This window comes from Paenibacillus polymyxa M1 (assembly GCF_000237325.1).
In the GTDB taxonomy this organism is placed as follows: domain Bacteria; phylum Bacillota; class Bacilli; order Paenibacillales; family Paenibacillaceae; genus Paenibacillus; species Paenibacillus polymyxa_C.
Map to the genome: position 1 here is coordinate 4,966,601 of NC_017542.1, position 12,513 is coordinate 4,979,113.

At 45.0% G+C, this 12,513-nt stretch carries 13 protein-coding genes; 4 read left to right on the forward strand and 9 right to left on the reverse strand.

The window, feature by feature from the left end; all coding sequences use genetic code 11:
- Window positions 1-5 precede the first annotated feature (5 nt).
- Both PPM_RS22470 and PPM_RS22475 read right to left on the reverse strand, forming a co-directional pair.
- Entirely contained in the window at window positions 6-947 is a 942-nt protein-coding gene (locus PPM_RS22470; protein WP_013373125.1) for a glycosyltransferase family 2 protein, read from the reverse strand.
- Between the two features lie 205 nt (window positions 948-1,152).
- The gene (locus PPM_RS22475) at window positions 1,153-1,953 is read right to left on the reverse strand and encodes a DUF1836 domain-containing protein (RefSeq protein ID WP_013373126.1); all 801 of its coding nucleotides are present in this window, start codon (window positions 1,951-1,953) and stop codon (window positions 1,153-1,155) included.
- 224 nt (window positions 1,954-2,177) lie between these two features.
- On the opposite strand from PPM_RS22475, the gene PPM_RS22480 reads away from it, so the two are divergent.
- A complete protein-coding gene (locus tag PPM_RS22480) occupies window positions 2,178-3,548 on the forward strand; it encodes a hemolysin family protein (protein WP_013373127.1) in 1,371 nt (456 codons plus the stop codon).
- Between the two features lie 128 nt (window positions 3,549-3,676).
- Window positions 3,677-4,474 carry an undecaprenyl-diphosphate phosphatase gene (bacA, locus tag PPM_RS22485; RefSeq protein WP_013373128.1) on the forward strand — a complete coding sequence of 266 codons (798 nt, stop codon included), beginning with the start codon at window positions 3,677-3,679 and terminating at the stop codon, window positions 4,472-4,474.
- Window positions 4,475-4,601: 127 nt separating this feature from the next.
- Here bacA and PPM_RS22490 read toward each other — a convergent pair whose 3' ends face one another.
- From PPM_RS22490 to PPM_RS22520, 7 genes are all read right to left on the reverse strand, one after another.
- Complete coding sequence (locus tag PPM_RS22490; RefSeq protein WP_013373129.1) at window positions 4,602-4,928, reverse strand: thioredoxin family protein; 327 nt, start codon at window positions 4,926-4,928, stop codon at window positions 4,602-4,604.
- 157 nt (window positions 4,929-5,085) lie between these two features.
- The gene (locus PPM_RS22495; protein WP_013373130.1) at window positions 5,086-5,997 is read right to left on the reverse strand and encodes an aldo/keto reductase; all 912 of its coding nucleotides are present in this window, start codon (window positions 5,995-5,997) and stop codon (window positions 5,086-5,088) included.
- Between the two features lie 157 nt (window positions 5,998-6,154).
- A complete protein-coding gene (locus PPM_RS22500) occupies window positions 6,155-6,898 on the reverse strand; it encodes an alpha/beta hydrolase (protein ID WP_013373131.1) in 744 nt (247 codons plus the stop codon).
- Window positions 6,899-6,931: 33 nt separating this feature from the next.
- Complete coding sequence (locus tag PPM_RS22505; protein ID WP_013373132.1) at window positions 6,932-7,912, reverse strand: siderophore ABC transporter substrate-binding protein; 981 nt, start codon at window positions 7,910-7,912, stop codon at window positions 6,932-6,934.
- 12 nt (window positions 7,913-7,924) lie between these two features.
- Complete coding sequence (locus tag PPM_RS22510) at window positions 7,925-8,683, reverse strand: ABC transporter ATP-binding protein (protein WP_013373133.1); 759 nt, start codon at window positions 8,681-8,683, stop codon at window positions 7,925-7,927.
- Window positions 8,677-9,627 (reverse strand): iron chelate uptake ABC transporter family permease subunit, encoded by a 951-nt coding sequence (locus PPM_RS22515; RefSeq protein ID WP_013373134.1) that lies wholly within the window; start codon window positions 9,625-9,627, stop codon window positions 8,677-8,679. The genes PPM_RS22510 and PPM_RS22515 overlap by 7 nt, the downstream gene beginning before the upstream one ends.
- A complete protein-coding gene (locus PPM_RS22520; protein WP_013373135.1) occupies window positions 9,617-10,570 on the reverse strand; it encodes an ABC transporter permease in 954 nt (317 codons plus the stop codon). The genes PPM_RS22515 and PPM_RS22520 overlap by 11 nt, the downstream gene beginning before the upstream one ends.
- A 323-nt stretch (window positions 10,571-10,893) precedes the next feature.
- Between PPM_RS22520 and PPM_RS22525 the strand changes: the two genes are divergently transcribed.
- Together PPM_RS22525 and PPM_RS22530 are read left to right on the forward strand one after the other, a co-directional pair.
- Window positions 10,894-11,571 (forward strand): response regulator transcription factor, encoded by a 678-nt coding sequence (locus PPM_RS22525; RefSeq protein WP_013373136.1) that lies wholly within the window; start codon window positions 10,894-10,896, stop codon window positions 11,569-11,571.
- Between the two features lies 1 nt (window position 11,572).
- On the forward strand, window positions 11,573-12,490 hold the full coding sequence (locus tag PPM_RS22530; RefSeq protein ID WP_013373137.1) for a sensor histidine kinase: 918 nt from the start codon (window positions 11,573-11,575) through the stop codon (window positions 12,488-12,490).
- The last annotated feature ends 23 nt before the right edge of the window (window positions 12,491-12,513 follow it).

A 12,513-nucleotide genomic window follows, 5' to 3' on the forward strand; every position in this document is an offset into this window, starting at 1 on the left:
GCAGATTACTGAACCGCCGGGCCTAAATATTCGTTATATTTTTGCTTACGCGGGTTCAGAATGAACAACACCCCCTGCTTGTATCCATCTGCTGCGTTAAAATTACGGCGCAGCGTTTCTTTGAGCATCAAGTAGGTTAAGGTCCATAAAAGAGCTCCATACTGGATAAATCCCGCCTTTTTCAGGGCAAGAAAATAATAGTGGTTAATTGCTGTCGCCTTGGCTACTTTGCCCGCCTTATCGCGCGAGCTTGGAGATTCATGATGGATGATTTTTAAGTCAGGATTAATCACCAGTTTGCCGTAACGGCTCGCTAACTGGCACATGTACAAGTCGTCAGCCACCGCATAGCTGGTCATCCACGGATACGGCTTCATGTCCCGAAGCGCATCCCTCCGAAATGACATATTGCAGCCATGGAAAAATTCAGTGTTAAAAGTCTCGGTTGCTTCGCTCCAACGCAGCAAAGAACCTGCCAGACTACTGGGTGAGAGCTTGCCAAGGGAAGAAGACATCTGAAAAGTCAAAACGCCAAGCAGCTTTCCTGCCCGGCTTGAATGTAGTCCCTTTGCAATCCCTCCAACACCTACAATCGTTTCATCCTGTTCGTAGGTATCGAGCAAGCGCCGGATATAGAGTTTATCGTCCAGTTCGGCATCATCGTCAAAATACAGCACAATATCATACCGTACGAGAGACAAGGCCTCATAGCGGGATAACCAAACGCCGGGACGACTTTTTTTATAATATCTGAGAACACCTTGAGGCAATCCGGATACCATGTGACGGTACTGTTCAATCTGTTGGTCGGAAATATCGCCGTCATCAACAATCAGCAGTTCTACAGCTGTATGCTCCAATTGCTGCTGTGCAGCAATAGATTGTATACAGCGTGTCAGGTCTTCGATCCGGTTGCGGGTACAAATGATGATGGAGACATCGGACATGCCATTACCTCCTGTGTGTGTATCCAGATGCTTTGGAAGAGATATTCAAAGTTTTTCCAATTGCTGGATTATATATGTTTATTGTATCTTTGACAGCGTTTGAGTGTATATACCTCTTTTGTATACTTTTTCAGTCTCCAAAAGGGTAGACAATCCTCAAAAAAGAGCAAAAAAAATAGGATCGGCTTCTTACGCCAATCCTGATCTATCCTTGAAAATCCAAAAATAATGTCGCATTCACATACCGACGCGCCATCGACAAAAAATAACTATTTTGCACCGATACCGCTGCCACCAGCAAAGTATTACGCACTGCTTCACACTGGTTGGGGGTCAAGTGCTCTAAACGACAAGTATATTGATCTGCCGCCTGTACCAGCAGTTCTTCTGTCGCAGCTTCCTGCCGCTTCTGTCCTGTAGCAGAATTTCCGTTGTCTTTGACATACCCTGCTCCTGTCACATCAAGCAGTTGGTCTCCGTTCGCATCCAGTTCTTCAAATAAAGTTGAATATGCAGCGTACAAATCGACCGGCTGAATCAGATCATCCGTATCATCTTCAGGCTGTTGGAACAGGATATGAAATAGCTGACGGATGGATTCAAAATCAAGACATGATTTTAAATCTTCCACGATAAGCAATATGGCTGCCTGGTTGACTGAGTATTTTTTGCCGATCTTCGGAGCGCCGAGAAACTCCTTAAAATCACGTTTGACCCAATTTTGCATAGAGGCGAGTGAGACATGACTATATTCCACCAGTTGGCCTAGAGAAACAATTTCCTGCAGCGAAAAGGCTGCGCTGTGCTTGCCCTTAATGATTTTATCCAGCACAGGCGTCACTTCGGTATATAGAAATGTCGGCATGGTGCTACCGGAACGGGCAAGATGGCTATGAGTGCGCCTCCAAGCGTCTTGGAGAACAGCCAAAGGCTGCAAATCGCTGCGACCTTCCATGGCCAGCAGCAAATGGGCCATATCACGGCGAGTGAGGGTAAAAGACTCCATCTGCTTTCCTCCCTTTGTTACATTTCAAGTTCATTCGAACTCATCATACGCCCTTAAACTAGGCTTGTAAAGTGAAGCAATGAGCCGTGCGGGTTCTATTATGCCTTATTTTTCGTGTAAATTAGAGGTAGGTGACCTGCTACGATTCCATATGAACCTTGTATATTTTCTTTTAAGTTCTTAAAATAAGTTCAAGTGAACTCAAAACAGAGTTCCTTAAAAAATTGAACGAAAAAGGAATGAGTGAAAATTATATGGGTATAGGTGTCAGTCTATTTTTGTTTGCGGTGTTGATTTTATTTAGTGCTTTCTTCGTGGCTACCGAGTTTGCGATTATTAAAATCCGTTCCAGCCGGGTAGATCAGCTGGTCGTGGAGAACCGTAAAAACGCACTGGCGCTACAAAAAGTCGTCAATAATCTGGACGGCTACCTGTCCGCCTGTCAGCTTGGTATTACGATTACAGCGTTAGGACTCGGTTGGCTCGGTGAACCGACTGTAGTCAAACTGCTGGAGCCTCTCTTTCAACAGCTCAACATCAATGGGGAGTTTTCACATATCCTGGCCTTTATTATTTCATTTGTCATTGTAACTTACCTGCACGTGGTGATCGGCGAACTAGCTCCCAAAACATTGGCGATCCGCAAAGCGGAAGCTGTCAGCTTGTTAACCTCTCCAGTCATCGTGTGGTTTAACCGGATTATGTATCCGTTTATCTGGCTCCTTAACGGCTCGGCCAATCGCCTGGTTCGTCTGTTTGGTCTTCAACCGGCTAGTGAGCATGAAGAAGCGCACTCTCAGGAAGAAATTCAGATCATTTTGTCCGAAAGCGTGGAAAGTGGTAAGATCAATAACACCGAATATGGCTACGTGAATCGTATCTTCGCTTTTGACGAGACCGTTGCCAAAGAAATTATGGTGCCACGTACAGATATGGTATGCTTGTTTACGAATCGCTCGCTCAAAGAAAACATGCAGACTATTCACGAAGAACAGTATACCCGTTTTCCGGTAGCGACAGACAGCAAGGATCAGATCATTGGTATGATTAATACCAAGCAGCTATTCCTTGAGTATGATCGCAATCCCGAGCTTGTTTTCGATAGCCTGATTCAACCGATCCTGACCGTTCCGGAAGTTATTCCCGTCAACACGCTACTGAAACGTATGCAGAAGGAGCAGGTTCATATCGCTCTCCTGGTCGATGAATATGGTGGAACCTCTGGTCTGATTACCATTGAGGACATTTTGGAGGAGATTGTCGGCGAAATCCGGGACGAATTTGATAAGGATGAACGGAAGGAAATCGAGAAACTGACGGAGAACAGTTATTTGATGGATGGTAAAGTGATGCTTTCCGATCTGAGTGATCTGACGGGCTTGGCATTGGACGATGAAGACGTGGATACTGTCGGAGGGTGGGTGTATAGCCGGGTTCCGGAACCGAGACAGGGCAAGGAATTCATAGAAGATGATGTGAAATTTATCATTCGTGAAATGGGTAAAAATCGTATTCGTCGGGTGGAAATTATTTTACACCACAAATCCCCGACCTCGGAAATGGAGTCGGAATCGGACACTTCTTCCCAGGAGTGAACCTTTGTGATCTGAGCGACCAGCATACTGCACTTGGCACTTGCGTTCACTCCTACTGAAATGACATATTTTTAGGGCAAACGACTCAGGTTGTTTGCCCTACATGCGTGTAAGGAGGAGCTAGTAAATTGGATATTTTATCATCTATTATTATGGGAATTATTGAAGGGCTGACAGAGTTTTTGCCGGTCTCTTCGACGGGTCACATGATCCTTACGGCTGATCTTCTAGGGTTGAACACCGAGAATGATACGGTCAAAACATTTGAGGTTATCGTACAATTAGGTGCTGTAATGGCGGTCGTTGTATTATACTGGCGCAGATTCCTCAGCCTGTTTGATTTCAGACGCAAAATCTCATCCCAGCCACGTTTAAACCTGTTACATATTATTTTAGCCATGATCCCTGCGGGATTAATTGGTGTACTGTTCCGTGATGTAATCAAGCAATACTTGTTTGGTCCTGAAACGGTTTTGTACAGTTTGGTCATCGGGGGCTTGCTCATGATCGCGGCTGAAAAATTCCATCCGCCTATTAGATCACATACGTTGGATGAGATCACGTACAAACAAGCCTTTACCATCGGTGTGTTCCAAGTCCTAGCTCTGTGGCCAGGCTTCTCTCGTTCAGGCTCAACTATGTCTGGGGGCCTATTCGCACGTGTAAGCCATACGGCAGCCGCAGAATTTACATTCCTCGTATCTGTTCCGGTCATGCTGGGTGCATCAGGGATTGATATGATTAAAAGTATGGATCATCTGTCTATGAGTGATTTCCCGGTGTTCGCAGCCGGCTTTATTACTGCATTTATCGTCGGTATGCTGGCAATCAAAACGTTCCTCGGTCTGCTCAAACGCTTGAGCTTGACTACGTTTGCCATCTATCGTTTCGTGCTGGCAGCTGTGTTCTTTTTCATTATTTTGTAATCATTGTTTGGTATCCTACAACCAAAAAGGGATATCCAAGTGGCCTTAAGGTCAGCCTTGGATATCCCTTTTGCTATTTCGCGGGCTTCAATAGATCATCCTGATCTAGATCTACCATGCGTACTGATTACTGTTTAGATTCCAGCGTAGTCAGATATTCCGAAACTTGAGCTGGCGTTTTGGCGTATTTGCTGTGCAAATGAGCAATTTTCTCCCCATTTCGGAACACGAGCAGGCTCGGAATGCCGCGTACTTGATTTTGTTCAGCAATCGGCTGAAACTTCTCGGCATCCAGCGCAAAGAAACGCTTATCCGCGTTCTCCTTCATAATGCCGTCCATAAATTTATCCAGCGTCTTGCAATCTGGACACCAGCTGGTATCAAATTTCACGACAGTTAGACCGTCACCATTAATTAAATCCTGATATTGCTGCTCAGATTCGATGCGTTCCATTTATTGGTCCCTCCTAGAGTGAACTGATAATATCTTCACATTCACATATGAATGATAAATCAGGCTTATTCCTATATTGTAATGATTCTTGTATATATTGCAACTGGAATGAGTACATGTTCGAGCGTATACTTCACTTATCCTACTATGGCTCGGGTCAGCGGTATTGCGCGTCATAACGATTGGCTCGACTGATTTGCTGTAGCGTCTCTCGCTCGTGCTCAGTTAGCGGTGCAATATCTGCTGCAGAAATATTATGCTCCAATTGTCCCAAAGAGCTTGCACCCGGAATCACAGCCGCGACAGCCGTATGGGACAGGCTATAACGGATTGCCGTCTGCTCCATACTACGCTCCGGTCCTGCAAATGCCTTTAATTGCTTGCGCACGTCCAGTAGCTCTGCCTCTTCGTAGTCTAGGTATCCCTTGGCCGCCTTTTCTTCCCCCTTGTCAGCCAATACACCGCTCGCCACGGGTCCACGTGCAATCACGCTAATTCCCCGCTCCTGCAGCAAAGACAATACTTCTTCCTCTGCACGCCGGTCTAGTAAACTATACTGATTCATAACACTAACGATATTCGAGCGTTCCACATATTCACGGATGACATGCGGGCGAATGGAGGAAATACCATAGTAGCGGATGACACCCTCCTGCTGCAGTTGCTCGAAAGCCTCAATCGTTTCGTCTATCGGATCGTTAATCGTCCCTCCGTGCAGCTGATACAGGTCGATATAGTCCGTTCCCAGGCGGCGCAGACTCTCTTTAACGGCGGACAGGATATATTTCTTGGACGGGTCCCATTCCCATCCCTCCTGCCCTGGTATACGCCGATTGCCGACCTTGGTCGCCAGGATGACATCCTGCCGCCGTCCACGGATTGCTGACCCTACAATTTCTTCATTGCGCCCATGCTGGTACAAATCGGCCGTATCCAACAGATTTACACCCCTGTCTAACGCTTCATGAATCAAGTAAACGGCTTGCTGCTCCTCCGTACCGACCGACATACATCCCAAGCCAATCTCACCTACCAGCAAATCCGAAGATCCCAGGCGGTTTTTCTTCATTGTTGTCCCCCCTCACTTCCATGACGCATAACTTAAAATTTTAACATTTCTCTATTATACGAAAAATACATACAAAAAAAACAACCCCAAGGACATAGAGACTCCACGCTCTCCAATCCGTTGAAGTTGTTGTATGAAATCTGTATTCCATTTTATGCTATCCGAACAGCCACTGTATGGCCTTAGGAAACTGACGCTGAAAACAATCCACACGATGTACCGCATCTTGATCCAGCTCAAGCAGCACTTCTTTGGCATCCAATCCCTGTGTCAGCAGCACCTCGTATGCCTGGAGGGTCAACGGAACCATATCTTTTTGTACATTCGTCTTCCCTTCACCTTCACGGGTCCCAACAGATATATATATACGGTGTGTCCCAGCCATTACAGTGGCAAATGATGCAGATTGCATATAATTGATCATACCGGGAAACCAATACGAACCCGAGATCGAACCAATACGTCCAAATATATGCTGATAACGGAAGGCTGCATACATGGAAATCAGTCCACCCAACGAAGCACCAATCACCCCAGTATGCTCTAGCCCAGTTTGCACTGGATATTTTGCCTCGACGTATGGCATTACTTTTGTAACCACAAACGCCAGATACGCATCTCCTTCACCGCCAAAAGCAGGTCTTCCCTCTACTAAAGCAACTGCCTCCCAAGGCGTATAATCGTCCAGCCGATTCACAGGCTGAATGCCCACCAGCATTACACGGGGCAGCTCTCCCGTAGAAAAACCCCTTTCCAGCTCATCCAACCCGCTTAGAAATAAAGAGCTGCCATCCTGTACATACAGCACAGGATACAGCTCATTATGATTCACAGATACGGGAGGTGTATAGATGTGCACAAGATACCCATCTAATGAAATTTCATCTACATGACCCTTCATCCTACATAGTCCCCCATGATGTGAATGTATGCATTACAGTGCAGCATCTATTTCCTTGATCATTTCAGATACGGATTCCAGACCATTACCTGACAGGTACCAGTAGTTAGGATCCAGGTATACAATATGACCGTTTTTATAAGCATTCGTTTTCTTCACCAGTTCATTCTCAATGGTTTGTTTACCTGTAACCTGTTCCTTGCCTTCCTCGACCACCACAGCCCCACGGTCAACGACAAAAATATAATCTGGATTTTTTTGCTGTACATATTCAAAAGAAACCTTTTGTCCATGCGTCGATACTTTAATGCCAGGATCTACAGGAGTTACGCCAAAAGCATCATGAATGATACCAAAGCGGGATTGTGAGCCGTATGCACTCAGGCTTCCTTCATTTGTCAGTACGATCAATCCTTTAGCCTTGCTCGCTACAGCCTTGTCATGTACAGCCTTAATGGAGCTATCAATCGCAGCCAGTTCCTGTTTGGCAGCTTCCTCTTTGTCGAAGATTTGCCCCAGCGTTTCAACGTTTTTCTTAAAGGAATTGATATAATCCTTGGTGTCTACAGCCATCGAAATAGTAGGTGCAATTTTGCTCAACTCTTTATATGCATCAGCTTGTCTGCCACCAATGATGATCAGTTCAGGAGAGAGATCACTGATTTTCTCGTAATCCGGCTCAAACAGCGTGCCCGCACTTGCATATTTGGAATCTTTATATTTGTTCAAATACGTAGGAAGATCCTGCTGCGCTACCGCCGCAACGTCTACGCCCAGCTTATCGAGCGTATCCAATGAACCAAAATCAAAAACAACGACATTCTTCGGATTGACTTTGACTTGGACCGGGTTTTCATCCAGTGCGTGTTTGACCGATACAGTTTTGGATTCCGTTGTTGCAGTTGAGGAGCCATCGCCAGTCGCTTCCTGTGTTGCCGGAGCCGCTTTGCCACAGGCCGATACGATCAGTACCAGTGCAAGCATCAGTGTTAAAAACATCAAATTTTTCTTCATTTTACATTCCCCCTAAGTGAAGTACACACAAATTTTATGATCACCGATCTGTTGAATCGGAATATCCATATCGTACAAATCCTTTAATACCTGACTATCTATCATCTCGTCAGCCGTTCCTTGTTTCAGCAATCTGCCATTCTTCATCCCGACAATATGGTCCGAATAGCAGGAAGCAAAGTTAATGTCGTGAAGCACCACCAGAATCGTTTTGCCCAGATCATCCACTAAATTGCGCAGCGTCTTCATAATCTGAACCGAATGCTTCATATCCAAATTGTTCAGCGGCTCATCCAGCAGTATGTATTCCGTGTCCTGTGCCAGAATCATAGCAATAAACGCCCGCTGCCGCTGTCCCCCACTGAGCAAATCAATATGTTTGTCCTTCATATCCTCCAGTCCCATGTAGGCCATAGACTGCTCTACCATTTTGCGATCCTCGCTGTTCAATCTGCCCTTGGAATACGGAAAACGGCCGAAGCTGACCAGTTCCTTCACGGTTAAGCGGATGTTGACATCATTAGTCTGTTTTAAAATGGATATCTTCCGGGCTAGCTCCTCACTTTTGGTCAGGCTCACGGCCTGTCCGTCAATGAGGATTTCTCCCTCATCACTATCTGTTAGGCGACTGATCATCGACAACAGGGTGCTTTTCCCAGCGCCGTTAGGTCCAATAAAGGAGGTAATGGTGCCTTTAGGTATAGTGACGGACACCTGCTCCACCACATTTTTATTCCCGTAGCGTTTGGTTACGTTTTTGACTTCTACCATGATTTATTCTCCCGCAGCAAAAGGTACAGGAAGTACACCCCCCCGATAAAGTTAATAATGACGCTGACTGTTGTCGATAAATCGAATACTCTTTCCGCCAGCAGTTGGCACCCTGCCAAAGCAATGACACTAACACAGATGGAGGCCGGAATAATATAACGGTGCTGATACGTCTTCATCACCTGATAAGCCACATTGGCCACAATTAATCCGAGAAACGTGATCGGTCCAACAAGTGCCGTAGATATGGAGATGAGAATCGCTACAATAATCAGCAATCTTTTGATGATATAACTGTAAGGGAGACCTAAATTAATCGCATGCTCCCGTCCGAGCGACAGCACGTCCAGGTACTTAATAAATCTCCACGCATAAGCAAATACGAGCACAAGCACGAATACAGAAAGCCATAACAGTTCGGTGTTTACATTACTAAAGCTGGCGAAGCTCTTGTCCTGAATTTTCGCAAATTCGTTCGGATCAATCAGTACCTCCATAAAGGTAGACAGACTGTTAAACAGCGTCCCGAACACCAGACCGATCAGCAGAAGTACATAAATACCCCGTCCATCCTTGCGGAAAATTAACTTGTATAGCAATCCCGCGAACAACACCATCATCCCCACTGACAGCAAAAAGTTTAATTCTTTGCTGGTCGAAATCCATGGGACGGAACCAAATGCAAAAATAATCGTCGTCTGAATCAGCATATACAGTGAATCCAGCCCGATAATACCCGGAGTCAAAATCTTATTATTCGTAACCGTCTGGAAAATAACGGTCGCAAAAGCAATGGAGCCACCTGTCAGAATGAAAGCTGCGACCTTTTTCAATCGTCGCGGCAACGCGTAATGCCAGGTGTGCGGAAGATCGATAAACACAAAAGCAGCAATCAACACAAGCGCGGCAGCGGCTAATATTCCGATTTTTAATTTAGGATTCATAAGCCCTTCTCCTCAGCAGCAAATACAAGAACAACGCGCTCCCGATCACACCAACCGTAAGCCCTACAGAAATTTCATATGGGTAAATGATCACCCGTCCCAAAATATCGCAAAACAGCACAAAAACGGCGCCCAAGATCGCTGTATGAGCCAGGCTTTTTTTCAGATTATCCCCCATATACATACTGACCAGATTGGGTACAACCAGCCCCAAAAAGGGAATTGTCCCGACGGTTAAGATGACAACAGAGGACACCAAAGCCACGATCACCAAACCCACATTGACGGTGCGCTTGTAATGTACGCCCAAGTTGGCTGCAAAATCCTCACCCATACCTGCAATTGTAAAACGATTCGCATATATATACGCCAACGCAACCAAAGGAACACTAAGATACAGCATCTCGTAGCGGCCACTCATGATTAGAGAAAAATCCCCCTGCATCCACGAAGAAATGCCCTGGATCAGATTATATTTGTAGGCAAAAAAAGTCGTCACCGAATTTAAAATGCCCCCAAACATCAGACCAACAAGCGGGATAAATACCGGGTCCTTGAAACGGATTTTATCCAATATCTTCATGAAAATCAGCGTTCCCCCTAGAGCAAATCCAAAAGCCGTCAGCATCTTCGTCCAAAATCCCGCCGCTCCAAACACCATAATGGCCATCAGCACACCTAATCGTGCCGCATCCATCGTCCCTGCGGTGGTGGGCGATACAAATCGGTTCCGGGTAAGCTGCTGCATGATCAGCCCGCAGATACTCATACTCGCTCCTGCGATAATGATGCTGATCAAACGTGGAAATCTGCTAATCAGGAGCACCTGCGCTTGATCGTTGGTTAAGTGGAACAAATCAAGTGGAGTTACATCATGAACACCAATAAAAACCGAGGCGAAGGCTAGTACCAGAATAGCCAGTATTAAATAACGCAATTTCATCTCTAACTAAGGGAGCCTGTCCAATAACTCGTACCAAGCTTCGGCCCTGTCCTCCCCTCCAATAATGATAATCATTATCAAAACAACTAGGATAAATTATAGCAGTGATATTGTATCTGTCAAATTCTTTGCAATGAATAAACCATGTCAAAAAAGGTGTTAGCAAAACCTGAATAGTCTGAAGAGCGAATGAGCAAATAAGAGCAATATCCTGTAAAATAGAGGTGCAAGATTTTAGGGCCCTCTTTTCCATTTTTGCTGTAGGCAATTCTTGGAATTCGGGATTCATTAACTTGATGAATCAAAAAAACAGGAGGAAAATGATGAATCACATACTAATCGTCGAGGACGATATCGCCTTGAGTAACGGTATTGTTCTTGCTCTTAAAGAACCTAACAACGTATTTGTGCAAACGTATGACATTGCTACTGCAAAAGAACAATTGAACATCACTGCTTTTGATTTAGTCATTCTTGATATTAATTTACCAGATGGAAACGGGCTTGATCTTTTAACAGATATACGAAAAAAAACAACTATACCCGTCATCGTTCTGACAGCGAATGATATGGAAACAGATATCGTCACTGGTCTTGAGCTGGGTGCTGACGACTATATCACCAAACCTTTCAGTCTTATGGTACTGAGAGCGAGAGTCGGCGTTCAGCTTAAAAGAGCTGGGTACTCGCTTGCAGACTCCATTCAGCTAGGCGATTTTTCCTTCTCATTTGAGAGGATGGAATTTATTAAAAATGGTACACCTATTGAACTAAGTAAAACGGAGCAAAAATTGTTGCGCATTCTAATCAACAATCGAGGAAATACCGTTTCGCGTGATCATTTGGTAGACAGCATCTGGACTGACGGGGCTGAGTATGTAGGTGAAAATGCTTTGTCAGTTACGATAAAAAGGTTGCGGGATAAATTGGAGGATCATCCCTCCTCCCCACAATATATTAAAACGGTGTATGGGCTGGGCTACACATGGGCGTTGAAATGAGATGACAACACTCCTCTATATATGTATTGGAATTGCCGTCGCTGCTGTATGCACTGCTGTGGTTGCTATCATGCTGTATCGCAGGAGCATCCAAAGAACAATGAAAACTATTGAGAACATGCTGGATGCCGCGATAAATGGCAGCTTCTCGGAGGATGTCTTTGATGAATCCGTTCTCTCTGCAATAGAAGCGAAATTTGCGAAATTTCTTTCTATTTGCTCCGTGTCTTCCAAAAATCTGCTTGCCGAAAAGAATAAAATAAATGAGCTGATTTCCGATATTTCACACCAAACGAAAACACCAGTGGCCAACATCCTGCTTTATTCTCAGCTACTTAGCGAATACGAACTATCACAGGATACCTCCACTTGTGTGAAAGCTCTATCTGCACAGGCCGAAAAGCTTAACTTCCTTATCCAGACATTGTTGAAAACATCGCGGCTTGAAACGGGGATTATCACGGTAGCGCCAAGGCGAGAATCTGTTCAAAAGCTCCTTGATGCTGCACTGGAGCAAATGATGCCAAAAGCAGACGCCAAAGGGATTTCAGTTGTTATGGAGGACACAGTTACCCATGCTTATTTTGACCTAAAGTGGACGAGTGAAGCTGTCTATAACATTATGGATAACGCCATAAAATATACAGAGACAGGCGGAAGCATGAATATAAAAGTAACGGCATACGATTTGTTTTGTCGAATTGATATTATCGATAGCGGCATAGGCATTGCAGAAGAAGAACAAGGTAAAATCTTTACCCGCTTTTATCGCTCCCCCACTGTTAACTCGCAGGAGGGTGTAGGTATTGGACTGTTTTTAGCTAGAGAAATCATCGCTGCGGAGGGGGGGTACATCAAGGTACGATCACGCTACGGCCGTGGTTCTACCTTCTCTATTTTTCTTTCTATGGATACTTAATTCTTTCAATACCGTTAGATTTC